This is a genomic window from Massilia sp. LjRoot122 (assembly GCF_964252725.1).
Taxonomy (GTDB): Bacteria; Pseudomonadota; Gammaproteobacteria; order Burkholderiales; family Burkholderiaceae_D; genus Telluria.
In genome coordinates this window covers 907,872-933,240 of record NZ_CAXUPB020000001.1, presented here as the reverse complement: position 1 = coordinate 933,240, position 25,369 = coordinate 907,872, and the positions used below count along the sequence as shown (strand labels likewise).

The following is a 25,369-nucleotide window of genomic DNA, read 5'->3' as shown; positions in this document are numbered from 1 at the left end:
ACTGCGCCATTCGTTTAACTGAAAGTACACCTGTACACTGCTGCGCGTGGCTGAACCGAGATCACAAGCCCGACCCCGAGGACGCTGGGTCATCGCTGCGCTGGCCTTTCTGGTGACCGTGTGGTCGCAGTACGGACATCTGGCGCCGCTGTCGCTTTCGCGCGCCACCTCCAATGATCTGTTGTTTTTACCCAACGAGCGCCTGCGCGATAGCTTCATCCGCATGCAGGCCACGGACGCGCCCGAGCCACGTATCCTGGTGGTCGACATCGACGAAGCCTCGCTCACCGAACTCGGACCCTGGCCCTGGCCGCGCGAGCGCCTCTCCCATCTGGTCGAAATCCTGCTGAGTACCTACGGGGCGCGCGGCGTCGCCCTCGACATCGTGCTGCCTTCCGCCAGCGGCGCGTCCGCCGACGCCCGCCTGGCGCTACTGGCCCGGCACGGCCCGGTGGTGCCGGCCCAGGCTTTCAATTTCGCGCCGCCCGGACTGGAGCCCCTGCGTACCGGCCATCTCGGCGGCGCCACCACCTTGTACCGGGCAGGCGTGCCCGCCACTGGCTACGTCGGCAACTATCCGGAACTGGCCCGCTCGCCGCACATCGGCGCCATCGGTTTCATCCCCGACCCCGACGGCGCGCTGCGCCGCGTGCCGCTGGTAACCGAATTCCAGGGACGCCATTACCCTGCGCTTGCGCTGGCGCTGGTCAACTGCTGCGCGGGCCAGGGGCCGCTGCGCCTCGAAGGCGACGGTTTGACGCGCGTGCCCTTCCTGCGCGACTGGTCCGCCTTCACCCTGGTGAGCGCGGCCGACATCCTGGCCCAGCGGATCGTGCCCGCGAGCGCAGCCGGGCGCCTGGTGGTAGTCGGCTCGTCTTCGCTCGGCATGGGCGACCGGGTGGAAACCCCATTTGCCGCCAGCCGCCCGGGACTGGGTGTGCAGGCCAGCATCCTGTCCGCCCTGCTCGACCGCCAGGAAGGCCGCACGCCCGCGCCATGGCCCGGGCGCCTCATCGCCTGCCTGTACGCGCTGGTCTCGGCGCTCGGGTGCATGCTGCTGTTCCCGCGCCTCTCGGCGGCCGCCGGCATTGCCCTGCTCGCGGCCAGCTCCGCCCTGTGGCTGGCAGTGGCCTATGTGGCGAGCCCGCACGATCCGGACTTCGGACCGGCCGGCCCGCTGGCAAGCAACCTGTTCATGCTGGCCGTGGCCGTGCCCTACCAGTGGCAGGTGGCCCAGCGCCGCTCGCGCCACCTGCTGCAGACGCTGCGCCAGTATGTCGCCCCGGCCGTGGTCGAGGAACTGCTGCGCAGCGAAGAAGAGGATCCGCTGGAGCCGCGCCAGCGCGACGTGACGACCCTGGTGGCCGACATGGAAGGCTACACCGGCCAGGTCGAGACGCTGCCGGTGGAGGAAGCGGCGCAGTTGACGCGCGACTTCCTCGACTGCCTGACCGGCCCGGTCATCGAACACCAGGGAACGCTCGACAAGTACACCGGCGACGGCATGATGGCCTTCTGGGGCGCGCCGCTGCCGCTGGAACAGCACGCCGACCTGGCGCTCGACGCCGCCCGCGAGATGACCCGCCGCGTCGCCGCGCTCAGCGCCAGACGCGAACGCAAGGGATTCGCCCCCCTGCGCGTGCGGATCGGCGTCGAAAGCGGCGTGGCCATGGCGGGAGACTTTGGCACTTCCTTCCGCAGCATTTATACTGCGGTCGGAGACAGCGTCAACACGGCGGCCCGCCTGGAGCAGGTCGCCCGCGATTTCACCCATAACATCATCATCGGCCCCGGCACGGTCGAACGGGCGCGGCGCCACCGCTTCCTCGCCCTGGGCGAGCGCCTGCTGCGCGGTAAAGAAAAAACCACTCCTTTGTATACTCTCGACATCAATGCGGGCCACCTGAACGGCCGCCGGGCGAAGTTCGCCGCGAAAGCGGCCTCATCCGTTACCAGTATCACGGGGCCCTCCGCATGATCGCGCGCATCTCGCCGGGCATGCTGGCCGTCCTGCTGGCGTGCGCGCCGGCCTGGGCGGCCGCCCAGGCAAGCGGTCCCTCGTCCGCGGCCACCCCCGCCCGACCCGAGGAAGCGCTCTATCAGGAAGCGCTGCAGTCACTCTCCGAAGGGCGCAAGAACGACGCCTCGGTCGCGCTGACGCGCCTGATCGAGCAGGTGCCCCAGCACGCCGGGGCCGTGATCGACCTGGCCCTGATCCAATGCAGTCTCGGCAATGCCGACGAAGCCGAACGCCTGTTCGCCATCGTCGAGACCCGCTTCGAGCCTTCGCGCGAGATCCTCGAACTGATCGCCGAAATGCGCGACAGCGGCTGCAAGCGCCCTGCCCCGGCCACCACGGCCAGCATGAGCATCGGCCGCGGCATCGACGACAACGTCAACCAGGGCGCCAGCAACTCGAGCTTCATCGTCAGCGGGCCGGACGGCGAGGTCGAACTGCCGCTGCTGGAAGACTTCCTGCCCAAGCGCGACGGCTACACCACGGTCGGCGCGGACTATGTGCGCGGGGTCGGCAGCAACGGCAGCCTGGGTTTCATGCAATTCCAGGCGCGCCGCTACGACCGCATGCAAGCCTATAACACCAGCGCGGTCTATGGCGGCATCGAATCGCCGTGGCGCTTCGGCGCCTGGACCATGCGCAGCACGGCCTCGCTCGGCATGACGACGATGGCCGGCCGGCTCTACCAGAAGCAGGCGCAGGCGCAACTGCGGGTGGCGGTACCGCTGCCGCTGCCTGCGAACACCCAGTTTTACCTGACCGGCAGCGCCATGCGCACCAACTATGTGACGCTGCACAGCTTCGACTCGGATGTGATGGAAGCGCGTGCGCAGCTGGCGCACCAGACCGGAACGCTGGCCGCCAGCGCCGCGCTGGGGGTGCTGAGCGACCGCGCGCGCGGCAATCGTCCGGGCGGCAACCGTCACGGCAATTACCTGACCCTGTCGCTGCGCAAGGAGCTCGGCTGGGATACCCATGGCGAAATTGCCTGGACACGTCAACAGTGGGACAGCGCGGCGGCCTACTCGCCCGAACTGCTGATCGACCAGGTGCGCGCCCAGCGCACCCGGGTCCTGCGCGCGGCCGTTTCCTACCAGCTTGCCAAGGACCAGACTGTTGTGCTGGAGGGAAGAATGGTGCGGAACCGCGAAAACATCAGTATCTTTCAGTACAATAACCGACAGCTACAGCTGAGCTGGCAATGGCAGTTCCCTTGAGTCTGGCGTTACAATCGCCGCGTTCAATATAAAAAAGCATTGCCGATGCCGCCCGAAGTACTGTTGTTTGTTTGCGCAGCAAGCCTGTTGGTGGTGGCCTGCCTGGTTCCCAACCGCTGGCTGCCGCCCCTGCCCAATGACAAACTCCTGCATTTCGGTGCCTTCGCCGTATTGACCGTGCTGGCCTTGCGGGCAGCCCAGGGAAGGCTGGAAGCCGGCTGGTGGCTGGCCGGACTGCTGGCCGGCGGCTGGTTGATCGAGTGCCTGCAGGCGCTGGTGCCCGACCGGCGCTTTTGCTGGCGCGACCTGGCGGCCAACGCCGCGGGCATCGCCGCCGTGGCACTGCCCGCCTTTGCCATCGGACACTTTTAACCCACTGATCCATCGATGAGTTCTTCCGCCAAGCTTTCCCAGCTCCCCGACCAGCCCGGGCAAGCCGCAGTCCCCGAGGTGCAGGAACGACAACTCCAGGTCCACCTGCGCAAGATTCCGCTGCTGGCCGACCTGACCGACGAAGAGATCCTCCAGGTCCGGGGCGAGCTGCGCTTTCGCCATTATCCGAAGCGCTCGGTCGTGCTGCACAAGGGCGGCAGCGGCGACGGCCTGCTGTTCCTGCTGTCGGGCCACCTGCAGGTGGTCGACGTCACCGAGGACGGCCGCTCGGTCGGCCTGCGCATGCTGTCGGCGGGTGACTTCTTCGGCGAAATCGCCCTGATCAACGATTCGACGCGCTCGGCCTCGGTGGTGTCCACCACCGAAGTGCTGGTCGCCTTCCTGCCGGCGACGATCGCGCTGCACCTGTTCTCGCATTCTCCTTCGGTGGCGCGCAAGATGCTGGGTCACCTGGCCCAGAAAATCCAGCGCGACTCGGAGTTTCGCGCCCTGCTCAGCATCAACAACACGACGCGCCGTATCTATACCTATATCTCCCTGATGCAGCGGATACCGGGTCCGGACGGCAGCGCCGTGGTGGAGAACCTGCCGACCCACCAGGATATCGCCAACATGATCAACACCAGCCGCGAAACCGTGACCCGGGCCCTGCTGACCCTGGTTCAGCAGGGGGTGGTGCAGAAGGAAGCGCACCGGCTGATCATCCTCGATCCGGATGCGCTGCAGCGGCTGGCACAGGGGAATTAGCGTGTGGGGCCGGCCAAGCTGTGATACATTTTTCGCATCCCCACATGTCTGGAGAAGAAGATGAGCACCCTGACCGGCAACAGCTTCACCAAGCCCAGCCTGGGCAAAAGCCTTGTGCGCGTGGCCGCCGCGACCGCGGCGATCCTGCTGATTCCGCTGATCGCCATGCAGTTCACCACCGAGGTGAACTGGACCGGCTCCGACTTCGTCGCCGCCGGCATCCTGCTGGCCCTCACCGGCCTGGTCCTCACCTTCGCCCTGCGCATGGTCCGCACGGCGCAAGGCCGCCTGCTCGCCATCGGCCTGATCGCCCTGGGCTTCCTGTATCTGTGGGCAGAAATGGCAGTCGGGATCTTTACCAATATCGGCAGCTGACAGTCTTGTGGATGCGCGACAAGCGCATGACAAATTCCTATTGACTTAAGACAAGATGTTACACCTGTAACAATAGATTGGCTGTTGGATGAAGTATAATTTTGGGCTCATCCGGCTTAGCCAATCCATATGCAAATCACATTGACGCACCCGAGTGGGGCGCTGCCGACGCGGGCCGCCCCATGATCTCGCCCCTGATGCTGCGCGGCCTATGGGCCTACCGCGGTTTCGTGCTGGGCAGCGTCAAACGCGAATTCCAGTCGAAATACGTGAACGCGATGCTGGGCGCCGTCTGGTCGGTGCTGAGCCCGCTCGCCATGATCCTCGTGTACACCGTGATCTTTTCCGAGGTCATGCGTGCCAAGCTGCCGGGCAACGACTCCGGCGCCGCCTATTCGATCTACCTGTGCGCCGGCATCCTGACCTGGGGCCTGTTCGCCGAGATCGTCGCACGCGGACAAAACATGTTCCTCGAACAGGCCAACCTGATCAAGAAGATCAGCTTCCCGCGCATCTGCCTGCCGATCATCGTCGTCATGAACGCGCTGGTGAATTTCGGCGTCATCTTCGGCCTGTTCCTGTTGTATCTCATCGTCTCCGGCAACTTCCCGGGCATGGTGTTCTTCGCCATGATCCCGGTGCTGCTGCTGCAGATCCTGCTGGCCATCGGCCTGGGCATGGTAAGCGGCATCCTGAACGTGTTCTTCCGCGACGTCGGCCAGTTCGTGACCATCGCCATGCAGTTCTGGTTCTGGCTGACCCCGATCGTCTACCCGGCCTCGATCCTGCCGGAGGAAGTGCATCCTGTGCTCATCTACAACCCGATGGCGGCCGTGGTGGGGGCGCACCAGGCGATCCTGGTCGAAGGCCGCCTGCCCGACTGGAATTCGCTGATCCCGGCGGCCCTGCTCGCCCTGCTGCTGTGCATCCTGGGCCTGCGCCTGTTCCGCAAGCGCTCCGGCGAAATGGTGGATGAACTCTGATGGGCAGCATCGTCGTTTCCAACCTGGGCAAGGCCTACAAGCAGTACCCGACGCGCTGGTCGCGCCTGGGCGAATGGCTGCTGCCGCTGCGCGGCCCGCGCCACAAGCTCAAGTGGGTGCTCACCGACATCAACTTCCAGGTATCGCCGGGCGAAGCCGTGGGCCTGATCGGCATCAACGGCGCGGGCAAGAGCACGCTGCTGAAACTCATCACCGGCACCACCCAGCCGACCACGGGCGCGGTCTGGATGGAAGGCCGCGTGGCTGCCCTGCTCGAGCTGGGCATGGGCTTCCATCCCGATTTCACCGGCCGCCAGAACGTCTACATGGCCGGCCAGCTGCTGGGCATGACGGTGGACGAGATCACGCGCCTGATGCCGCAGATCGAGGACTTCGCCGGCATCGGCGAGTACATGGACCAGCCGGTGCGGGTCTACTCGAGCGGCATGCAGATGCGCGTGGCCTTCTCGGTGGCCACCGCGCGCCGTCCGGACATCCTGATCGTCGACGAAGCCCTGTCGGTGGGCGACGCCTATTTCCAGCACAAGTCCTTCGACCGCATCCGCCAGTTCCGCAAGGAGGGCACCACCCTGCTGCTGGTCTCGCACGACAAGCAGGCGATCCAGTCGGTGTGCGACCGCGCCATCCTGCTCGACGGCGGCCGCCTGGCCAAGGAAGGCAAGCCGGAAGAGATCATGGACTACTACAACGCCATGATCGCGGAACGCGAAAACGACACCGTTCGCCTCAATGAAACCGGCGACGGCAAGGTGCAGACCATTTCCGGCACCGGCGAAGCCACGGTCAGCGACATCGCCCTGCTCGACGAGACCGGGCAGCGCGCCGAAGTGGTGGACGTGGGCGCCGCCGTGACGCTGGAAGTGAAGGTGAAGGTGAACGCGCCGATTCCGCGCATGGTGCTTGGCTACATGATCAAGGACCGCCTCGGTCAGCCGATGTACGGCACCAATACCCACCTCAAGCAGCTGCCGCTCGAGAACGTCGCGGCTGGCGAGGAAGTGGTGTACCGCTTCGCCTTCCCGATGAACCTCGGCCCCGGCACCTATTCGGTCGCGACCGCGATCGTCAGCACCGAGACCCACCTGGTCAACAACTACGAATGGCGCGACCTGGCGCTGGTGTTCACCGTGATGAACATGCGCCGTCCCCACTTCGAGGGCTCGGCCTGGCTCGACCCGGCCGTCGATATACAACGCTCATGACATTCATCTCCTATTCCCAGAACGCCGAAGACGTGCTGCTGTGGCGCGCGCTCGGCCACGTGCAGAACGGCTTCTACATCGACGTCGGCGCCAACGATCCCGAAGAGCATTCGGTCACCAAGGCCTTCTACGACGCCGGCTGGCGCGGCATCAGCATCGAACCCCTGCCTTCCTTCCACCAGGCCTTCCTCGACCAGCGTCCGCGCGACGTCAACCTGGCGATTGCCGCCGGCAGCGCGGACGGCGAGCTGACGCTGTACGACACCCCGCAGGTGCGCGGCTGGGCCTCGCCGGAACAATCGGTGGCCGAGCTGCACCGTTCGGAAGGCCATGAAGTCGTCGAACTGCGCGTGCCGGTACGCACCCTGGCCTCGGTATGCGAAGAGCACGTCAAGGGCGACATCCACTTCCTGAAGATCGACGTCGAAGGCTTCGAAGGCGAAGTGCTGAAGGGGATGGACTTCGTCCGCTGGCGCCCCTGGGTGCTGGTGATCGAGGCCACGCTGCCGAACAGCCGCGAAACCAATCACGCGTCCTGGGAAGCCATGGTCACGGGCCAGCGCTACCGCTTCGTGTGGTTCGATGGCCTGAACCGCTACTACGTGGCGGAAGAACACGGCGAGCTGCTGCAGCACTTCGGCATCCAGCCGAACGTGTTCGACGACTACATCTCCTACCACCTCGACAAGTCCTGGGCCGCCACCAAACAGCTCACCAGGGCGCTCGAGAACGCCCAGCAGGATGCGGCGGGCGCGCACCAGGCGGCGCGCGACACCGCGGAGCGGGCTGCCAGGGCGCTCGACCAGGCGCACCAGGCCACGATGCTGGCGCAGAACGCCCACCAGCATGCATTGGCGGAACTGGCCCAGGCCCGCGCGCAGGCCGAACAGCAGAAGCAGGATGCCGACGCCCAGATCGCGGCCCTGCAGCTGAGCAGCCACCACCTCACCGTGTGGGCGCACGACATGGAAGCGCGCCTGACGGCCACCTATGCCAGCACCTCGTGGAAGGTCACCGCGCCGCTGCGCGCGGTCGGCCGCGTGCTGCGTGCGCTGCGCCGTCCCGGCCTGGCGCGCCGCGTCGTGACTCGCGTAACGGGCAACGAGCGCCTGCGCCGCCTGCTGATCCCCATCCTGCTGCGCTATCCCGCGCTGGGAAAGAAAGTCAGCAGCTCCCTCGCCGTCATCAAGCAGGCCGCGCCGGAACCCGGTACGCCGCTGGCGGCGGTTCCGGAAGAACTCAAGGGCCTGCCGGTCTCGGTGCGTGCGGTGCTGGGCGACCTGCGGCGCGCCCGCGGACAACAGGCGGGACACTGAACACTATGCGTATCGTCATCGACTTCCTCCACGCGCAAGACCGCCTCGAGCCGGCCGCGCTGAACCTGTCCCGGGCGCTCCTGAAGGCCTGCGGCACGCGCGCGCTGTGGATCGCCGCGCCCCTGTCCAATCCGGGCCTGCTCGAAGAGCTGCGCCTGGCCTTCCCCGGCCAGGTCCGCGCCTTCGACCTGAGCGCGAACGAACACCTGCAGCCGGCACTGCGCGAACACGCGCTGGCCAGCCTGTCGCCCGACGTGGTGCTGGTGCTGCGTGAAGGGGACAGGCATGCCGCTGCCCTGCCCTTCCCGGTGCTGGTCCGCGCCCCGCAAGGACTGGACGCGACCGCCCTGCTGGTCGAGCTGGATGCCACCGCGGCCGAGCGCATCAAGCTGACGCAGCCTGCGCACACGGCCCGCCCGCGGCTCGCCTACGTCTCGCCGCTGCCGCCGGTGAAATCCGGCATTGCCGACTACAGCGCCGAGCTGGTGCCCGAACTGGCGAAGTACTACGACATCGAGCTGGTGGTCGAGCAGGAACAGGTGCTGGATGCGCGCCTGGAAGGCTTCACGCTGCGCAGCAGCGACTGGCTGCGCGCCCATGCGCACACGTTTGAACGCGTGGTCTACCACGTCGGCAATTCGCATGCGCACCAGCACATGTTCGAACTGATCCGCGACGTGCCGGGCATCGTGGTGCTGCACGACTTCTACTTCTCGGGCGTGCTCGACAACCTCGAGCGCGAAGGCTACCTGCCGCAGGCCTTCGTGAAAGCGCTGTACGAATCGCACGGCTACACCGGCCTGCTCGGCCACCGCAAGGAAGGCCGCAATCCGGCGATCTGGAAGTACCCGCTCAACAAGGGCGTGCTCGACAACGCGGCCGGCGTGATCGTCCACGCCGATTTTTCGAAAGCGCTGGCGACCCAGTGGTACGGCCCGAACGCGGCCGACGGCTGGCAGACCATCCCCCTGCTGCGCGGCCGCCCGGAAGCCTCAGGCACGCCGGAAGCCCGCGCCGCCGCCCGCGCGCGCCTCGGCCTCCAGGATGGCGACTACCTGGTGACCACCTTCGGCATGCTGGGCCGCACCAAGCTCAATGAAGAGCTGCTCGACGCTTACCTGGCATCGCCACTGGCTGGCGATCCGCACTGCCGCCTGGTCTTCGTCGGCGAGAACGATCCGGGCCTGTACGGCGCCGGCTTGCTGCGCAAGATCGCCGCCAGCCCGGCCGCCAGCCGCATCCGGATCGCCGGCTTCGTCGATGCCGCCACTTACGCCGACTACCTCGCCGCCAGCGACTGCGCGGTGCAACTGCGCGCCTCGACCCGCGGCGAGACCTCGGCCTCGGTGCTCGACTGCCTGCTGTATGGCATCCCGACCATCGTCAACGCCCACGGCTCGACCGCGTCGATCAGCGAGGAACTGCTGGTGAAACTGCAGGATGGCTTCACGACACCGGAACTGGCCGATGCGCTGGCGCGCCTGCGCAGCGATGCGGAGATGCGCGCGGGCCTGTCGCAGCGGGCGCTGGCCCACATGGAACGCGAGCATGCGCCCGCCCATGTCGGCAAGCTCTACTTCGACGCCATCGAAACCTGCGCCACGCGCAGCCCGCTGGCCGCCTACCGCAAGCTGGTGCGCGCGGCCGCGCCGCAAGCCGCGGACGCCGAGCTGCCGCAACTGGCCGCGGCGATCGCCTTCAACCGTCCGGCCAGCGCGCCGCGCCAGCTGCTGGTGGACGTGTCGGCCGTGGTGCAGTCCGACCTCAAGACCGGCATCCAGCGCGTGGTGCGCAGCATCCTGCTGTCCCTGATCGCCGACCCGCCGCCGGGCTTCCGCATCGAGCCGGTCTACTCGCACGGCGGCAACCGCAGCTACCAGTACGCACGCCAGTTCGGCCTGGGCATGGTCGGCGAGACCGGCCTGGCGCTGGAAGACGCGCCGGTCGAGCTGCGCCCGGGCGACATCTTCTTCGGCCTAGACCTGTTCACCAACGGCACCTCGCAGAACGAGCAGCTGCTGCAGTCGATGCGCGACCGCGGCGTCGGCATCTATTTCGTGGTGTTCGACATCCTGCCGATGCTGCGCCCGGACGTCTTCCCCTTCGGGACCGAGCAGTATTTCGGCGACTTCCTGCGCACCGTGCACAAGGTCTCCGACGGCGTGCTGTGCATCTCGCGCGCCGTGGCCGACGAACTGGCGGCCTGGATCGAACGCCAGGGCCTGAAGCGCCGCGCGCCCCTGAAACTCGGCCACTTCCACCTGGGCGCCGACATCGACGCCAGCGCGCCCAGCTTCGGTCTGCCGCCGGACGCCGAGCAGGTGCTGTCGGCCCTCCGGCAGCGCCCCAGCTTCATCATGGTCGGCACGGTGGAGCCGCGCAAGGGCCACACCCAGTCCCTGAACGCCTTCGAGCTGCTGTGGGAACGCGGCGAGGACGTCAACCTGGTGGTGGTCGGCAAGCAGGGCTGGATGATGGAAAAGCTGTGCGAGCGCATGGCCACGCACCCGGAAAAATCGAAGCGCCTGTTCTGGATGAACGGCATCTCGGACGAGATGCTGCTCAAGCTCTATGCCGGCTCCGCGGCCCTGCTGTCGCCCTCCGAAGGCGAAGGCTTCGGCCTGCCGCTGATCGAGGCGGCCCAGCACGGCATCCCGATCATCGCGCGCAGCCTGCCGGTGTTCCGCGAGGTGGCGGGCGAGCACGCCTACTATTTCGACGGCCTCGATTCGAAGGACCTGGCCGATGCCGTCAGCGCCTGGCTGGCCCTGCAGCGCGAAGGCAAGGCGCCGCAGTCGACCGGCATGCCCTGGCTGACCTGGGACGGCAGCGCCCGGCAGGTGCTGGACGGCCTGGTGCGCCAGCAGTGGTACCGCGTCCTGCCGGGGGTGGGAGGATCCGATGCAGGCTGAGGTCGACATCGGCGTCACGACGGCCGCCACGCGCCCGCTGGTCGTCGATCTCGACGGCACCCTGATCCATTCCGACCTGCTGTGGGAATCGATCGTGCTGTTCCTGAAGATGAACATCCTGCGCGCCTGGCTGCTGCCTTTCTGGCTCCTGTCCGGCAAGGCCGGCTTCAAGGAGCGGCTGGCGCGCGAGGTCGAGCTCGACCCCGCCGCCCTGCCCTATGACAGGAAGGTGCTGGCGATGGTCGAGGCGGAGCGTGCGCGCGGCCGTCCCGTGGTGCTGGCCACCGGATCGCAGCGCCGCTTCGCCGAGCAGATCGCCGCCCACCTGGGCCTGTTCGACCTGGTGCTGGCCACCGGCGACGGCATCAACCTGACCTCGCACAACAAGGCGCGCCGCCTGGCCGAACTGTACGGCGAGCGCGGCTACGACTACATCGGCAATTCGCGCGCCGACCTGCCGGTGTGGCTGGGCTGCGCCCATCCCTGGTCGGTCACCGCCAAGCCCTTCCGGCTGCTCGACGGCCGCCACACCGTGCACGCCGGCAGCGTCCGCGGGGGTACGGCCCGCGCCCTGTTCAAGGCCCTGCGCCCGCGCCAATGGCTGAAGAACCTGCTGGTCTTCGTGCCGATGCTGGCCGGCCATGCGCTGGACCCGGCGAGCGTCAGCGCGTCCCTGGTCGCCTTCCTGGCCTTTTCGCTGTGCGCCTCCAGCGCCTACCTGCTGAACGACGCCCTCGACGCCCAGGACGACCGCGTCCACCCGACCAAGCACACGCGCCCGATCGCCTCGGGCGCCCTGTCGCTGCCGCTGGCCCTGCTCGCCAGCCCGCTGCTGGCGCTCGCCGCAATCGTACTGTGCGCCGCCACCAACCTGCTGCTGCTGGGCGCCGTGCTGGTGTATTTCATCAGCACCGTGGCCTATTCGGTCTGGCTGAAACGCCTCTTGATGATCGACATCGTGGCGCTGGCCATCCTGTACAGCCTGCGGGTGATCGGCGGCGCCGCGGCGACCGGCATCCCGCCCTCGTTCTGGCTGCTGGCCTTCTCCTTCTTCATCTTCCTGAGCCTGGCGCTGCTGAAGCGCCACAGTGAACTGATCAACCTGCACAAGCGCGGCCAGGACAAGACCCGCGGGCGCGGCTACACGGTCGAGGACCGCATGCCGGTCGGCGTCATGGGCGTCAACAGCGCCTTCCTGTCGGTGCTGGTCTTCATGCTCTACTTTAATTCCGAGAACGTACTGGACCTGTACCGCACGCCGGCCTGGCTGGCCGGCATCCTGCCGCTGCTGGTGTTCTGGCTCGGCCGCCTGTGGGTCCTGTCTTTCCGCGGCCAGGTCAACGAAGACCCGGTGCTATACGTCAGCAAGGACAAGACCAGCCTGGCCGTGGTGGCCTGCTGCCTCGCCCTCGCCACTCTCGCCTCTTTCTGAGCCATGCAGACCTCCCAAGCCCCCCGCATGTCGTCCTGGCGCTTCCCATTGATGGTGGCGCTGGCGCTGTGCGCCCTGCTCGCCCTGTACAAGCCGTATTATGGCGGCGACGTGGTCGAGTACACGCTCGCCACCGTGGCCATCGCCGACCACGGCTCGCCTGCCATCCGCCTGGAAGACATCGCCCGCGTGCGCGCCCTGCTGCCCATGCTCACCGAGCCCCTGGACTTGCTGGAGCGCGGCATGCGGGCGGGAGACCAGCAGCTATACGCCGCCTTCGTGCGCGGCCGCGACGGCGACGTGTTCCCGGTCCACTACTTCGGCTATTCGCTGCTGGCCGCCGGCCCCTTCAAGCTGTTCGAGGCACTCGGCATCCCGCCCTTCAAGGCCTTCCAGGCGGTCAACCTGGCGGCGGTGTTCGTGCTGGGGCTGGCGCTGCGCCGCTTCTTCGGCTCGGAGACCAAGGCCTGGCTCGGCCTGGGCCTGTTGATGCTGTGCGGCGGCGCCCTCTACCTGCACTGGACCAGCCCGGAATGCGTCAGCGCCGCCCTGCTGCTGGCAGGCCTGCTGTTCTACACGGCCGGCGCGCCGCTCGCCGGCGGCGTGCTGGCCGGACTGGCCGGGCAGCAGAACCCGACCATCGTGTTCTTCTTCGCCTTCGCGCCGCTGTTCAAGCTGTGGCTCGACTACCAGCGCCAGTTGGGATTCCTGGGGAACCTGCGTGCGCAGCTGACCCGCCCGAACATCTTGGGCCTGGCGGCCGGCATGGCGGTGTTCGCGCTGCCGCCGCTGTTCAACCTATGGCAATTCGGCGTCCCGAACATCATCGCCAGGCTGTTCTCCGACCCCGGCCTGATCGGCGCCACGCGTCTGGCCTCGTTCTACTTCGACCTGAACCAGGGCATGATCATCGGCGTGCCCGGCCTGCTGCTGGTCCTGCTCCTGCTGCTGCCGCGCGCCGACGCACGGGCGCGCGGCGTGCTGCTGCTGGCCGCGCTGCTGACCCTGGCGCTGGCGCTGCCCGCGCTGGCGGTGCTGAACTGGAACTCGGGCGCGGCCGGCGTCATGCGCTACGCCTTCTGGGCCGCGATGCCCTTCGCTTTCGCCCTGCTGGTGCTGCTGCGCCGCCTGCCGCGCTGGCCGGGAATCCTGGTGGCCGGCCTGGCCGTCATCCAGGCGACGGCCATGGTCCACGCCAAGCGCTACGACTATGTGCACTTCAGCCCCGCCGCCGTGCGCATGCTGAACCATGCACCCCAGTTCTATCACCCTGAGCCCGAGATCTTCGCCGAGCGCGCGGGCAACCACGACAACTACATCCAGCCCGACAAGCTCTATCAGCTGCAGCGCGACGGCGCCGTGGTGAAGACCCTGGTCCATGCGTCCAACGCCCATGCCGACGAACAGCTATGCGGCAAGGGCGCTACGCTGGCGCCCGACCTGCCGGTGGTGCCGAGCGCGCGCGGCTGGCGCTACATCGACGGCCCGCTGCGCTGCATCACCGGCGGCCTGCTCCAGCGCAGCTTCCAGTACGAGGCGCTGCGCGCCGGCGCGCCGGTGGCCCTGGTGGCGGGCTGGAACCCGCTCGAACAGAACGGTCCGGGCTGGAACGGCGCCTGGTCGCACGGGACGCGCTCGCGCCTGCACGTGCGCCTCGACGGCGGCCCGGCCCAGTCCATCATCATCGCCGGCAACTACCTGGCGCCGAACCGCGAGACCCGCGTGATCGTCAATGGGACCGACCTGGGCTGGCATGCGCTCGACCAGGCCGGCCCGCTGGCACTGCCTCCGCAGGCACGCGCCGCCACCCTCGACATCGCGCTCGAACACGCCGCGCCGCAGGCGCCCGGTCCGCACGACCCGCGTCCGCTCGCCTTCTTCCTGCGCGAGATCAGCGTACGACAAACTCCTGGCACACCATGAACGCTCCCGACAGCCGCCCCGTGAACCCTTCCCTCGATTCCACCATCCTGCATCCGCTGAACATCAGCGATGCGGTCGCGGTGGTGATCCCCAGCTACAAGGTGACCCGCCACATCCTGGGCGTGATCGAAGGCATCGGCCCGGAAGTCACGCGCATCTACGTGGTGGACGACAAATGCCCGGACGGCAGCGGCGCCTTCGTGCGCGCGCATTGCACCGACCCGCGCGTGGTGGTGCTCGAGCACGCGGTCAACCAGGGCGTCGGCGGCGCCGTGATGAGCGGCTACCGCGCCGCGATCGCGGACGGCGCCAAGGTGATGGTCAAGATCGACGGCGACGGCCAGATGGACGGCAGCCTGATCCCGAATTTCATCGCGCCGATCCTGGCGGGCGACGCCGACTACACCAAGGGCAACCGCTTCTTCAACCTGGAACGCCTGGGCACGATGCCGCCGCTGCGCCTGTTCGGCAATGCGGTGCTGTCCCTGATGACCAAGCTGTCCTCGGGCTACTGGGACCTGTTCGACCCGACCAACGGCTATACCGCGATCCACGCCGACTGCGCGCGCTATCTGCCTTTCGAGAAGATCAGCAAGCGCTACTTCTTCGAATCGGACATGCTGTTCCGCCTGAACATCCTGGGCGCCGTGGTGCACGACGTGCCGATGGACGCCGTCTATGGCGACGAGGTCAGCAACCTGAAGATCCGCAAGATCGTCACCGAATTCCTGGCCAAGCACGTGATCAACTTCGGCAAGCGCATCTTCTACAACTACTACCTGCGCAATATGTCGGTGGCCTCGATCGAGCTGCCGCTGGGGATCCTGCTCACCATCTTCGGCGCCGTCTACGGCATCTCGCACTGGATCGCCTCGGCGCACTCGGGCACCGAGACCCCGGCCGGCACCGTGATGCTGGCCGCGCTGCCGGTGATCATGGGCGTGCAGCTGGTGCTAGCCTTCCTGGCGCACGACGTCGCCTCGGTGCCGCGCAGCCCGCTGCACAAGAAGACCCTGTACCGCAGCAAACACGAGAGCTCATGAGCGTTTCCGCACTCGCCTCCCGTTTATTCTCGCGCCAGTTCGCCGTCTTCGTCACGGGCGGCCTGATCTGCGCGCTGACCGACGTCGGCCTGATGCAGCTGCTGCTGCAGGCCGGCGTGCAGCCCACCGCGGCGGCCGCCGCCGGCTTCGCGGCCGGACTGCTGCTCAACTACGCCTTCCACAGCCGTGTTACCTTCAGTGCCGCGGCCAATCCCGCAAGCTTTGCACGCTACCTGTGCGTGGTGGGGATCAATTTTCTCCTGACTATCGCCTGTGTGACGGCCGTGGATGCCGCCTTCGCCAACCCGCTGGCCGGGAAACTGCTGTCGCTGCCCCTGGTGGCGGTGAACGGCTACCTGCTCGGCAAATACTGGATCTTCAAGTGATGCAAGCCCTGCACTTTGCACCGGTACGTAACGACCCCGCCACCCTGGCCAAGTATGGCGCGCTGTTCGCCGCCTGCTTTCCCGGCACCGACAAATTCACGCCCGCCTACCTCGACTGGTTGTACGTCGCCAATCCGGACGGCGCGGCGGTCGGCTACGACGCCTGGGACGGCGAGCGCCTGGCGGCGCATTACGTGTGCGTGCCGGCGCGCGCCTGGGTCGAGGGCCGGGAAGTGCGGGTGCTGCTGTCGCTGAATACCGCCACCCACCCCGACTACCAGGGCAAGGGCCTGTTCACCAAGCTGGCCGCCATGACCTATGAATTGGGGGCGCAGGCCGGCTTCGACGGCTGCTATGGCGTGGCCAATGCCAACAGCACGCCCGGCTTCGTGCGCAAGCTCGGCTTCCAGCTGGTGCGCCCGCTGGAGGCGCGCGTCGGCCTCGGGCGCCTGCGCCATGCGCCGAAACCGGCAGCCGCCTCGCTGTCCTTCGAGCGCAGCTGGAGCCCCGAAGCCCTGGCCTGGCGCTGCGCCAACCCGCACAACCGGGTCTGGCAGCATCGAGCCGGCGCGCGCCTGCAGTTCCATGCCGCCGCAGTGAGCCACATCCCGGCCTATGCCGAACTGGAAGCGTCAGGCCTGCCGGGGCAGCCGGAGGAACGCGCACCGTCCCCGCTACGCCTGTTCATCGGCCTGGCCCCGGACGCCACCAGCCGCTACTGGAACTACGCCAGCATCCCGACGCGGCTGCGTCCTTCGCCGCTGAACCTGATCTGGCGCGCCTTCACGCCGCATGCGCCCCAGCTCGACGCATCGCGCATCCAGTTCAGCTTCCTCGACTTCGATGCCTACTGAAGTGCACACCGCCCTGTTCCTGTTCGCCCACCAGGACGACGAATTCGGCGTCTACCAGCACATCCTCGCCTGCCGCCAACGCGGGCTGCGCGTGGCCTGCGCCTATCTCACCGACGGCCGCACCGCGAGCGCCAGTGCCGAACAGCGCAACCGTGAATCCCTCAGCGTGCTGGCGCGCCTGGGCGTCGCGCCGGAAGACGTGTTCTTCGCCGGTGCGGAACTGGGCATCGGCGATGCGCGCCTGCCCCAGCACCTCGGCAGCGCCGCCGCCTGGATCGGGCGCTGGCTCGATCGCTATCCGCTGATCGACGCCCTGCACGTGACGGCCTGGGAAGGCGGCCACCACGACCACGACGCGCTGCACGCGCTGGCGGTCACGCTCGCCGCCGAACGCGGCCTGCTGGGACGTACCTGGCAGTTCTCGCTGTACCAGGCCAAGAGCCTGCCCGGCCCGCTGTTCCGCGTGCTGGCGCCGATCAGCGAAAACGGTCCCGCGGTCGCCATCGGCATTCCGTGGCGCGCGCGTTTGACCCACCTGCGCGCCTGCCTGTCCTACCCCTCGCAGCGCACGACCTGGATCGGCCTGTTCCCCTTCGTGCTGCTGCACTACCTGCTGCGCGGCGTAGAGCAGCTGCAGCCGGTCGCGCCCGCGCGCCTCGAACAGCGTCCGCACGCGGGCGCCCTGTACTACGAAAAGCGCCGTTTCTTCACCTGGACGCAGATGCAGGCCGCGCTCCAGGAGTGGCGCGCAGCCCTGCCCCGCTCGACGACATAAGCACATGAACCTCGCTTCTCCTCCCGGACATACCCTGGGACACGCACACGCACGCAGTCTTCTTCCTGTCCTGCTGCTCGGGGCCGGTATGGCCCTGGTCGCCTGGTACCTGATCGGGCGCACGCTCGGCCTCTCCCCCGGCATCTTCATGGACGAGTGGTACTACAGCAAGATGGCGCGCCTGGCGCCGCTGTCCGAGGCCGCCGTGCCGTCCTACCTGTATTTGCTGGTGTTCGGCGCCGGCAGCAGCTGCGGTCCCGGCTTCCTCGACTGCGTCCGCATCGGCAACGCCCTGTTCCACGTCGGCGCCGCGCCCTTCCTCTACCTGGTCGCGCGGCGCGTGGTGCCCGCGCCGCTGGCCTGCGCCGTGGCGCTGCTGGCCCTGCTGGTGCCGCTGAACCTGTACACCACCTACTTCATGCCGGAGTCGATGTATTTCTTCGGCTTCGCCGTGCTGGCCTGGGTCGCGATCGCCGGCGCGCAATGGCGCAGCTGGACCCATGCGCTGGCGGCCGGCGCCGTGCTGGGGCTGATGAGCCTGATCAAAGTGCACGCCGTGTTCCTGCTGCCGGCTCTGTGCCTCTACCTCGTCTACGCCGCCCGTCTCCGTGCGCCCGGCGCCTGGATCCTGCGCGGCCTGGATGCGGCGCTGCTGGCCGCGCTCGCCGCCGCCGCCGTCAAGCTGCTGCTCGGCTGGCTGCTGGCCGGTGAAGCCGGCCTGACCCTGTTCGGCGCTTTCTACAGCGCCGGCGCCAGCTCGGCCTCGCAGCACAGCCTCCTGTCGCGCCTGCTCCCGGCCTCGGTCAGCGCGCGCGGCCATGCGATGGGCCTGGTGGTACTGCTGGGATTCCCGCTGGCGGCGCTGCTGCGTGCGCTGTTCCGCCGCGACACCCACCGCGCCGGCAATCCGCTCGGACTGCTCACCGTCTTCACCGTGCTCATGCTCGGCTCCGCGCTCGGCCTGGCCGTCCTGTACACGGCCTCGATCGCCTCGGACGGACCGCTCGAAGGCTTCCGCCTGCACTCGCGCTACTACAGCTTCGCCCTGCCCCTGCTGCTGGTGGCGGGCGCCGCCGCGACCCGGCATGCACTCAAGGAGTCAGAAGGCCGGTCGATGCCGCTGCAGCTTCCGATCGCCCTGGTGCTGGCCGGGCTGCTGGTCCTGGCATGGACCCGCCTGCCCGGCTTCGACCCGCGCATCACCGACAGCCCGGAATTCACGGCACTCGTCAAACACGACAAGCTCGTCACCACCCTGTTCATCCTGCAGGGACTGCTGCTGGCCCTGTGGCTGCGCTACCGCCGTGCCGCGGCCTGGGGCTACCTGGCGCTCGCGCTGCCGCTGGCGCTGTACGTCACCGACGTCGAGGTGCGCAGCTACCTCGGCCACCTGCGCAGCGCGCCGGCTGCGGACCGCGCGGGCATCGCCGCGCGTGGCTTGATTCCGGCCGCCGAGCGCAGCGCCACCATGATCGTCGCCAACGGCGCCGACCTGTTCCGCACCCAGTTCCACCTCGACCAGCCGGAACTGATCCTGCTCGACCTGCCCGACGGCGCCCCGATCGAAGCCTACCGCCTGCCTTCACACGCGCGCTGGCTGATCGCCGTGGGCCGCCACCAGCTGCCGCCAGGCCTGGTCCCGGCGCTGAGTAGGGAGGACTTCACGATCGTGAAGCTGCCGCGCCCGCAGCGCAACCTGGTCGGCGAATTCGCGTTCAGCGTTGCGCCCGGCCCGGACCAGCTGGTCGAACATGCCGCAGGCCTGTCCAATGTGGAAGGCTGGGGACGCTGGTCGGAGGGCAAGCGCGTGGAACTGCGTTTCGCCCGGCCGCTGCCGGCGCGCCTGACGGTGGTCCTGAACGCCGGCGCCTTCGGCGCGAATACGGGCGCGCCCTTCATCCTGCGCGTCGGTGACGCCGAGACCAGCTTCCGCCTGGCCTGGGAAGCGCGCGAAGTGGTGCTCGACCTGGATACCGACGGCCGCCAGCACAGCCTGGTGATCGAGGTGCCGCATCCGCAGCGGCCCAGCGATCTGGGTAACTCCACCGACACCCGTCTGCTGGGGATTTCGCTGGCGCGCCTGCGGATCGAAGTAAGGGCGGAGGAAAGGGCAGCCAAGAAATGAATGCACGGCGTCCAAGCTGGCCCATGGTCCTTGCTGTCGCGCTGGCCTGGGTGGCCTGGTTCCTGTACGGGCGCAACGCCGGCCTCCAGCCCAGCGTCTTCGCCGATGAGTGGTACTACAGCAGGATGGCGCGCCTGGCGCCGCTGGCCGACGCCATCGTGCCCTCCTACCTCTACCTGTGGCTGTTCAAGGCGAGCAGCGCCTGCGGCGACGGTTTCCTCGACTGCGTCCGGATCGGCAACCTCGCCTTCTTCATCGGCGCCGCGCCCTTCGTCTACCTGGTGGCGCGCCGCTACACGGGCGGCGCCCCCGCCTGCATCGTCGCGATACTGAGCACGCTGGCGCCGCTGAATTCCTTCACCGCCTATTTCATGCCCGAAGCCATGTATTACTTCGGCTTCTGCGTGCTGAGCTGGGTAGCCCTGCAGGGCAGCGACTGGCGCCCGGCGCGCCATGCGCTGGCAACGGGCGCCACCCTCGGCCTGATGAGCCTGGTGAAAGTGCATGCGCTGTTCCTGCTGCCAGCCATCCTTCCCTTCCTGCTGCTCGCCAGCCGCCAGCGCGGCGGCGCCTGGGTCCTGCGCGGCCTCGGCATGGCGGCGCTGGCGGCCCTGTCCGCGCTGGCCATCAAATTCGGACTCGGCTGGGTGCTCGCCGGGAAGGCGGGCCTGAGCCTGTTCGGTCCCTTCTACGAGTCGACCAGGCTGGCGACCGACCGGCTGGCCCTGCTGGTGGCGGCCTCGGTCAGCGCGCGCGGGCACCTGATGACGCTGGCGCTGATGTACGGCCTGCCGCTGGCGATCCTGGTCCATGAAGTGTGCACGCGGGCCCTGCGCGCACCCGGCGAATCGGACGCGGCCAGGCGGCGCCAGCTGCTGCACCTGTACGTGCTGCTGGTACTCGGCGCCACCGCCGGCGTGACGATCCTGTACACCGCCGGCCTGCACGTCCCCGGCAGCCGCGAAGGCTTCCGCCTGCACCTGCGCTATTACAGCTTCGTGTTCCCGCTGCTGGCGGTCGTGGCTGCGGCTGCGATCAGGCCTCGTCACGAGCACGAGCGCACGCTTGCTCCCTGGCTGCGCTGGCTGCTGGCCGTCGCGCTGGGCGCGCTGCTGCTGCTGTCGCTGTCCAGGCTGCCGGGCTACACGACGAACGTGGTCGACGGGCCGGACATCTATGGCATCGACCTGGCCGGCAGGCCCTTCTCCATCCTGGTGGGGCTCCAGCTGCTGCTGTTGCTGGCGTGGGCCGCGCGCCTGCGTGCGGCGCCGCTGCTGTTCCTATGCATCGTCCTGCCCATCGCCTACGCGGCCAGCAACCAGGGTGTGGACAAGCACCTCGCGGCGCACCGCCCGCCGAGCCAGACCGACCTGGCGGCCAGGTTCGTCCACGGCCATGTCCCGCCGGCCGAGCGCAGCCAGGTGGTGGTCGCGGGCGTCGACCTGAGCCTGTTGCTGCGTGCGCAATTCCATATCGACCACCCGGACACGACGACGATGATGCTCGACTTCGGTCCGGTCGCCGAGTACCAGCTGCCGCTGAACAAGAAGTGGATGCTGCTGCTGGGCCAGTACGAGGTTCCCGAGCACATCACCACCGTCCTGCGCACGCCGTATTATTCCTTCGTGCGCCTGCCCGAGCCGGAGCTGAAGATCAGCCAGGTGAAACTGTCGGCGCCGCCGGATGCGCGCGTCGTCACCGGCGTCGAAGGCCTGTCCTACATCGAAGCCTGGGGCCGCTGGTCGGACGCGAAGCGGGTCGTCATCCATTTTGCCCAGCCCCTGCCGCGCCGGGCCGGCGTGGTGCTCACCGCCCGCGCCTACGACGTGAATGCCTCGCTGCCGTTCAAGGTACACGTCGGCAGCCAGACCCGGCAGTTGCGGATCGGCTGGCACCTGCAGGAAGTCGGCCTGCATTTCGATACCAGCGGCAAGGACCGCACGCTGGTCATCGACATCCCGCAGCCGGTTTCTCCGGCGGAGCGCGGCAATCCAGCCGATACGCGCAAGCTCGGCATCGGCATCGGCGAGATCATCATTACAGACGCGTCCCGTCCTGCCCAGGCTGCGCCTTGATGCGGATGCTGTGTGCGCTCACGAACGGAATGGCGCCCCTCGCCCCGATAAAGTGATTCCGAACCGGCCACCTCCCGTGGCCGGCGGCTTCCGCACGGGCTGAGCTTGTCCGGACGCTTCACCGGGACAGGCAATGGCAACAGGATCGGACAACGAGGAAGGCCTCAATCGGCAGCTCGACGTGCAAGGCGGCGGCCAGAGCGCGGGCGTGCAGGCCGACGGCGCGGTCGAGGGCAATGCCGTCTCGCCTACCGGCGGCCCCGGCGTCAAGCATTGGCAGGCCAGCTACATCGGCCGCAGCGGCCTCGAAGACCGCGGCAACATCTTCTTCGCCGCCGTCGAAATGACGCGCATGCCCATGATCGTCACCGATCCGAACCAGGACGACAATCCCATCGTGTTCGCCAACGGCGCCTTCTACGACCTCACCGGCTACGAGGAACAGGACATCATGGGCCGCAACTGCCGCTTCCTGCAGGGGCCCGATACCGACCGCGCCACCGTCGCCGAAGTGCGCGAGGCCCTGCGCGAGCAGCGCGCGGTCTCGGTCGACCTCGTCAACTACAAGGCCAACGGCGAAGCCTTCTGGAACGCCCTGTTCATCGGCCCGATCTTCGACCAGGACGGCAAGCTGCTGTATTTCTTCGCCTCCCAGATGGACATCACCGAGCGCCGCAGCATGCTCGAGTCGAATCTGCAGGCGCAGAAGATGGAGGCGATCGGCCAGCTTTCGGCCGGCATGGCGCACGACTTCAACAACCTGCTGCAGGTGATCAACGGCAACCTCGAACTCGCCCTGCTCACTGCCGGAAAGACGCCGGCAGCGGCCGAGCCGATCCGCCGCGCCCAGCGCGCGACCATGCAGGCCGGCAAGCTCACCCAGCAGCTGCTGAGCTTTGCGCGCAAGCAGCGCCTCGAGCAGAAGCGCGTCAGCCTGAATGCCCTCGTCGTCGAATTCTCCGACATGCTGGTGCGCACCCTGGGCGACAAGGTCGAGCTGCGGCTCGACCTGCGGCCCGGCCTGCCCTCCTGCTCGCTCGACCCGACCTACCTGGAAATGGCGCTGCTCAACGTCGTCATCAATGCGCGCGACGCGATGCCGGCGGGCGGCACGGTCAGCGTCGGCACGGCGGTGCTCAGCGAGGCGCGCCGCCTCGCCAACCGGCTGCCGCCGGGCGAGTACGTGGCCATCTGCGTCAACGACGAGGGCGAAGGCATGCCGCCCGATGTCCTCAAGCGCGCCACCGAGCCCTTCTTCACCACCAAGGGCCTGGGCACCGGCCTCGGCCTGGCGATGGTGCACGGCTTCGTCCAGCAGTCGCAGGGCCGGCTCGACATCGAAAGCGAGCCGGGGCGCGGTACGCAAGTGCGCATGATCTTCCCGGTGGCCCAGCAGTCACTGCACGAGGAAGGCGGCATCGATGCCGACACGGCGGCGCGCGACGCCGGCCGCAAGTGCCGCATCCTGGTGGTGGAAGACAATGCCGACGTGCGCGAACTGGCCGAGGCCATGCTGGCGGCGGCCGACTACGAGGTGCTGTCGGCGCCGAGCGGCGAGGACGCGCTGGCGCTGCTGGAAAAGGAAGCGGTGGACCTGCTGTTCACCGACGTGATCATGCCGGGCGGGATGAACGGACTGCAGCTGATCGAGCAGGTGCACGCCACACGGCCGGGGATGCCGGTGCTGGTGACCACCGGCTACATGGACGAGCTGCCGGCGCGCGGGGCGCGCGACAAGTCGCTGGACGTGCTGTCCAAGCCCTACCAGCACCAGGATCTGCTGGATCGGGTGCATGCGGCGCTGCATGCGCGCAGAGCCGCTTGAGAAATCACGCTTTTCGTAGGGTGGGCGGCTTCGCCGCCCGCGCGTTCAACTACATCATGAAATGACGCGTTTCAACTGTTCACCCGCTGGTTGAACGCGCGGGCGGGAGACCCGCCCACCCTACGATTATCGATCCATCACGTTCGCCAATCAGGTGAACGCCCGATTAATCAAGCGTTCGTACGCGGCCCACCACCCAGCAGGAAAGCCAGCTTCTGCTTGCCCGGCTTGGACGCGGCCGGCGCCGGCGTCACGACTTCCTTGCGGGCGGCGCTCGACGGCTCGTAGGGCTTGAGGAACCAGGGATCGACCTTCTCGCGGCGCGGCATGGAGCTGTAGCCGCTGCTGCGCGGCGGACGTTCGCCACGCTCGCCGCCACGCGGGGCGGCTTCTTCGCGGCGTCCGCGGCGTTCGCTGTCGCGGCCGCCGCCTTCGCGCGCAACTTCGCGCGAACGGCTGGAAGGCGCCACGAAGCCTGGCAGCTCGCCGCGCGGAACGGTCTGCTTGATCAGCTTCTCGATATCCTGCAGCAGGCGCTCGTCCTTGTCCGAAAAGACCGATAGCGCGTCGCCCGAGGCGCCGGCACGGCCGGTACGTCCGATGCGGTGCACATAGTCTTCGGCGTTGTACGGCAGGTCGTAGTTGATCACGCAAGGCAGGTCCGAGATGTCGAGGCCGCGCGCGGCCACGTCGGTCGCCACCAGCACTTCGACCGAACCCTGCTTGAAGGCCTCGAGGGCGGCCATGCGCTCCTGCTGGGTCTTGTCGCCGTGGATCGCCGAGGCCTTGATGCCCTTCTGCTCGAGGTGGCGCGACAGGCGCGAGGCGCCGATCTTGGTGTTCGAGAACACGATCACCTGCTTCAGCTTGCGCTCGCGGATGATGTGCTCGACCACGTCGCGCTTGAGTTCCTCGTCGACCTTGTAGGCGATCTGGGTGACCTTCTCGGCGGTGGCATTGCTGCGCGCCACTTCGATCAGCACCGGCTGGTTCAGGAAGCTGTTGGCCAGTTTCTTGATCTCCGGCGAGAAGGTGGCCGAGAACATCAGGTTCTGGCGCTGCTTCGGCAGCAGGTTGATGATGCGCTGCAGGTCGGGCAGGAAGCCCATGTCGAGCATGCGGTCGGCTTCGTCCATGACCAGCATCTGCACCTGGCCCAGGCTGACGTTCTTCTGCTCGATGTGGTCGAGCAGGCGGCCAGGGGTGGCGATGACGATCTCGACGCCGCCCTTCAGCGCGACGGTCTGGCCCTTCATGTCCATGCCGCCGAACACGACGGTGGAACGCAGCGGCGTATGGCGCGAATAGGCCTTGACGTTCTCGGCCACCTGCACCGCCAGTTCGCGGGTCGGGGTCAGCACCAGGGCGCGCACCGGGTGACGCGCCGGCGACATGCTGCTGTTGGCATGCGCCAACAGCAGCTGGATGATCGGCAGCGAGAAACCGGCGGTCTTGCCGGTACCGGTCTGGGCGGCGCCCATGACGTCGCGGCCCTGCAGCACCAGCGGGATCGCCTTGGCTTGAATCGGGGTCGGGTGCTCGTAGCCCTGGTCGGTCAGGGCGCGCAGGATTTCCGGCGCCAGGCCGAGGTCGGTGAAGCGCACGGTCGGCGCCTCGTCGGCCTTCACTTGCTCGACCGGTGCGGCCAGGGTGATGTCGTCGGTGTCGGCGGTGGCGGAAGTATTCTGGATATCAGACATATTCTTGTTGGACAGTATTTCGTTAGCTCTACGGCTGCGCCTGCGGGC

General features: G+C 67.9%; 19 protein-coding genes. 18 read left to right on the top strand and 1 reads right to left on the bottom strand.

Annotation, left to right across the window (positions count from 1 at the left end):
• Window positions 1-112: 112 nt before the first annotated feature.
• From ACSQ25_RS04055 to ACSQ25_RS03970, 18 genes are all read left to right on the top strand, one after another.
• Window positions 113-1,978 carry a CHASE2 domain-containing protein gene (locus ACSQ25_RS04055; protein ID WP_436104428.1) on the top strand — a complete coding sequence of 622 codons (1,866 nt, stop codon included), beginning with the start codon at window positions 113-115 and terminating at the stop codon, window positions 1,976-1,978.
• The gene (locus ACSQ25_RS04050) at window positions 1,975-3,234 is read left to right on the top strand and encodes a tetratricopeptide repeat protein (protein WP_436104427.1); all 1,260 of its coding nucleotides are present in this window, start codon (window positions 1,975-1,977) and stop codon (window positions 3,232-3,234) included. The genes ACSQ25_RS04055 and ACSQ25_RS04050 overlap by 4 nt, the downstream gene beginning before the upstream one ends.
• Before the next feature lie 45 nt (window positions 3,235-3,279).
• The gene (locus tag ACSQ25_RS04045) at window positions 3,280-3,606 is read left to right on the top strand and encodes a hypothetical protein (RefSeq protein WP_436104426.1); all 327 of its coding nucleotides are present in this window, start codon (window positions 3,280-3,282) and stop codon (window positions 3,604-3,606) included.
• Window positions 3,607-3,621: 15 nt separating this feature from the next.
• The gene (locus tag ACSQ25_RS04040) at window positions 3,622-4,374 is read left to right on the top strand and encodes a Crp/Fnr family transcriptional regulator (protein ID WP_436104425.1); all 753 of its coding nucleotides are present in this window, start codon (window positions 3,622-3,624) and stop codon (window positions 4,372-4,374) included.
• Between the two features lie 60 nt (window positions 4,375-4,434).
• A complete protein-coding gene (locus ACSQ25_RS04035) occupies window positions 4,435-4,749 on the top strand; it encodes a hypothetical protein (RefSeq protein WP_436104424.1) in 315 nt (104 codons plus the stop codon).
• Between the two features lie 182 nt (window positions 4,750-4,931).
• Window positions 4,932-5,732, top strand: a complete 801-nt coding sequence (locus ACSQ25_RS04030; protein WP_436104423.1) for an ABC transporter permease — start codon at window positions 4,932-4,934, stop codon at window positions 5,730-5,732.
• On the top strand, window positions 5,732-6,955 hold the full coding sequence (locus ACSQ25_RS04025; protein ID WP_436104422.1) for an ABC transporter ATP-binding protein: 1,224 nt from the start codon (window positions 5,732-5,734) through the stop codon (window positions 6,953-6,955). Before ACSQ25_RS04030 ends, ACSQ25_RS04025 begins: the two co-directional genes overlap by 1 nt.
• Window positions 6,952-8,271, top strand: coding sequence for an FkbM family methyltransferase (locus tag ACSQ25_RS04020; RefSeq protein WP_436104421.1), 1,320 nt, complete (start codon window positions 6,952-6,954; stop codon window positions 8,269-8,271). Before ACSQ25_RS04025 ends, ACSQ25_RS04020 begins: the two co-directional genes overlap by 4 nt.
• A gap of 5 nt (window positions 8,272-8,276) precedes the next feature.
• Window positions 8,277-11,183, top strand: a complete 2,907-nt coding sequence (locus tag ACSQ25_RS04015; protein WP_436104420.1) for a glycosyltransferase — start codon at window positions 8,277-8,279, stop codon at window positions 11,181-11,183.
• Window positions 11,173-12,615 carry a UbiA family prenyltransferase gene (locus tag ACSQ25_RS04010; RefSeq protein WP_436104419.1) on the top strand — a complete coding sequence of 481 codons (1,443 nt, stop codon included), beginning with the start codon at window positions 11,173-11,175 and terminating at the stop codon, window positions 12,613-12,615. The genes ACSQ25_RS04015 and ACSQ25_RS04010 overlap by 11 nt, the downstream gene beginning before the upstream one ends.
• A 3-nt stretch (window positions 12,616-12,618) precedes the next feature.
• Complete coding sequence (locus tag ACSQ25_RS04005) at window positions 12,619-14,538, top strand: hypothetical protein (RefSeq protein WP_436104418.1); 1,920 nt, start codon at window positions 12,619-12,621, stop codon at window positions 14,536-14,538.
• Window positions 14,535-15,581 carry a glycosyltransferase family 2 protein gene (locus ACSQ25_RS04000; RefSeq protein ID WP_436104417.1) on the top strand — a complete coding sequence of 349 codons (1,047 nt, stop codon included), beginning with the start codon at window positions 14,535-14,537 and terminating at the stop codon, window positions 15,579-15,581. Before ACSQ25_RS04005 ends, ACSQ25_RS04000 begins: the two co-directional genes overlap by 4 nt.
• Entirely contained in the window at window positions 15,578-15,967 is a 390-nt protein-coding gene (locus ACSQ25_RS03995; RefSeq protein ID WP_436104416.1) for a GtrA family protein, read from the top strand. The genes ACSQ25_RS04000 and ACSQ25_RS03995 overlap by 4 nt, the downstream gene beginning before the upstream one ends.
• Window positions 15,967-16,821 (top strand): GNAT family N-acetyltransferase, encoded by an 855-nt coding sequence (locus ACSQ25_RS03990; RefSeq protein ID WP_436104415.1) that lies wholly within the window; start codon window positions 15,967-15,969, stop codon window positions 16,819-16,821. Before ACSQ25_RS03995 ends, ACSQ25_RS03990 begins: the two co-directional genes overlap by 1 nt.
• Window positions 16,811-17,596, top strand: coding sequence for a PIG-L deacetylase family protein (locus tag ACSQ25_RS03985; protein ID WP_436104414.1), 786 nt, complete (start codon window positions 16,811-16,813; stop codon window positions 17,594-17,596). The genes ACSQ25_RS03990 and ACSQ25_RS03985 overlap by 11 nt, the downstream gene beginning before the upstream one ends.
• A gap of 4 nt (window positions 17,597-17,600) precedes the next feature.
• A complete protein-coding gene (locus tag ACSQ25_RS03980) occupies window positions 17,601-19,721 on the top strand; it encodes a DUF7024 domain-containing protein (protein WP_436104413.1) in 2,121 nt (706 codons plus the stop codon).
• A 23-nt stretch (window positions 19,722-19,744) separates the two neighbouring features.
• Entirely contained in the window at window positions 19,745-21,796 is a 2,052-nt protein-coding gene (locus tag ACSQ25_RS03975; RefSeq protein ID WP_436104412.1) for a DUF7024 domain-containing protein, read from the top strand.
• A 133-nt stretch (window positions 21,797-21,929) separates the two neighbouring features.
• On the top strand, window positions 21,930-23,621 hold the full coding sequence (locus tag ACSQ25_RS03970) for a histidine kinase famiy protein (protein ID WP_436104411.1): 1,692 nt from the start codon (window positions 21,930-21,932) through the stop codon (window positions 23,619-23,621).
• A gap of 170 nt (window positions 23,622-23,791) precedes the next feature.
• Here the strand turns inward: ACSQ25_RS03970 and ACSQ25_RS03965 are convergent, their stop codons facing one another.
• Window positions 23,792-25,321 (bottom strand): DEAD/DEAH box helicase, encoded by a 1,530-nt coding sequence (locus tag ACSQ25_RS03965; protein ID WP_436104410.1) that lies wholly within the window; start codon window positions 25,319-25,321, stop codon window positions 23,792-23,794.
• Between the last annotated feature and the right edge of the window lie 48 nt (window positions 25,322-25,369).

Bases quoted from the DNA above. Each gene is read 5' to 3' on its own strand.
- ACSQ25_RS04050 (WP_436104427.1), top strand. From the start codon at position 1,975: ATGATCGCGCGCATCTCGCCGGGCATGCTGGCCGTCCTGCTGGCGTGC.
- ACSQ25_RS04045 (WP_436104426.1), top strand. From the start codon at position 3,280: ATGCCGCCCGAAGTACTGTTGTTTGTTTGCGCAGCAAGCCTGTTGGTG.
- ACSQ25_RS04040 (WP_436104425.1), top strand. From the start codon at position 3,622: ATGAGTTCTTCCGCCAAGCTTTCCCAGCTCCCCGACCAGCCCGGGCAA.
- ACSQ25_RS04035 (WP_436104424.1), top strand. From the start codon at position 4,435: ATGAGCACCCTGACCGGCAACAGCTTCACCAAGCCCAGCCTGGGCAAA.
- ACSQ25_RS04030 (WP_436104423.1), top strand. From the start codon at position 4,932: ATGATCTCGCCCCTGATGCTGCGCGGCCTATGGGCCTACCGCGGTTTC.
- ACSQ25_RS04025 (WP_436104422.1), top strand. From the start codon at position 5,732: ATGGGCAGCATCGTCGTTTCCAACCTGGGCAAGGCCTACAAGCAGTAC.
- ACSQ25_RS04020 (WP_436104421.1), top strand. From the start codon at position 6,952: ATGACATTCATCTCCTATTCCCAGAACGCCGAAGACGTGCTGCTGTGG.
- ACSQ25_RS04015 (WP_436104420.1), top strand. From the start codon at position 8,277: ATGCGTATCGTCATCGACTTCCTCCACGCGCAAGACCGCCTCGAGCCG.
- ACSQ25_RS04010 (WP_436104419.1), top strand. From the start codon at position 11,173: ATGCAGGCTGAGGTCGACATCGGCGTCACGACGGCCGCCACGCGCCCG.
- ACSQ25_RS04005 (WP_436104418.1), top strand. From the start codon at position 12,619: ATGCAGACCTCCCAAGCCCCCCGCATGTCGTCCTGGCGCTTCCCATTG.
- ACSQ25_RS04000 (WP_436104417.1), top strand. From the start codon at position 14,535: ATGAACGCTCCCGACAGCCGCCCCGTGAACCCTTCCCTCGATTCCACC.
- ACSQ25_RS03995 (WP_436104416.1), top strand. From the start codon at position 15,578: ATGAGCGTTTCCGCACTCGCCTCCCGTTTATTCTCGCGCCAGTTCGCC.
- ACSQ25_RS03990 (WP_436104415.1), top strand. From the start codon at position 15,967: ATGCAAGCCCTGCACTTTGCACCGGTACGTAACGACCCCGCCACCCTG.
- ACSQ25_RS03985 (WP_436104414.1), top strand. From the start codon at position 16,811: ATGCCTACTGAAGTGCACACCGCCCTGTTCCTGTTCGCCCACCAGGAC.
- ACSQ25_RS03980 (WP_436104413.1), top strand. From the start codon at position 17,601: ATGAACCTCGCTTCTCCTCCCGGACATACCCTGGGACACGCACACGCA.
- ACSQ25_RS03975 (WP_436104412.1), top strand. From the start codon at position 19,745: ATGGTCCTTGCTGTCGCGCTGGCCTGGGTGGCCTGGTTCCTGTACGGG.
- ACSQ25_RS03970 (WP_436104411.1), top strand. From the start codon at position 21,930: ATGGCAACAGGATCGGACAACGAGGAAGGCCTCAATCGGCAGCTCGAC.
- ACSQ25_RS03965 (WP_436104410.1), bottom strand. From the start codon at position 25,321: ATGTCTGATATCCAGAATACTTCCGCCACCGCCGACACCGACGACATC.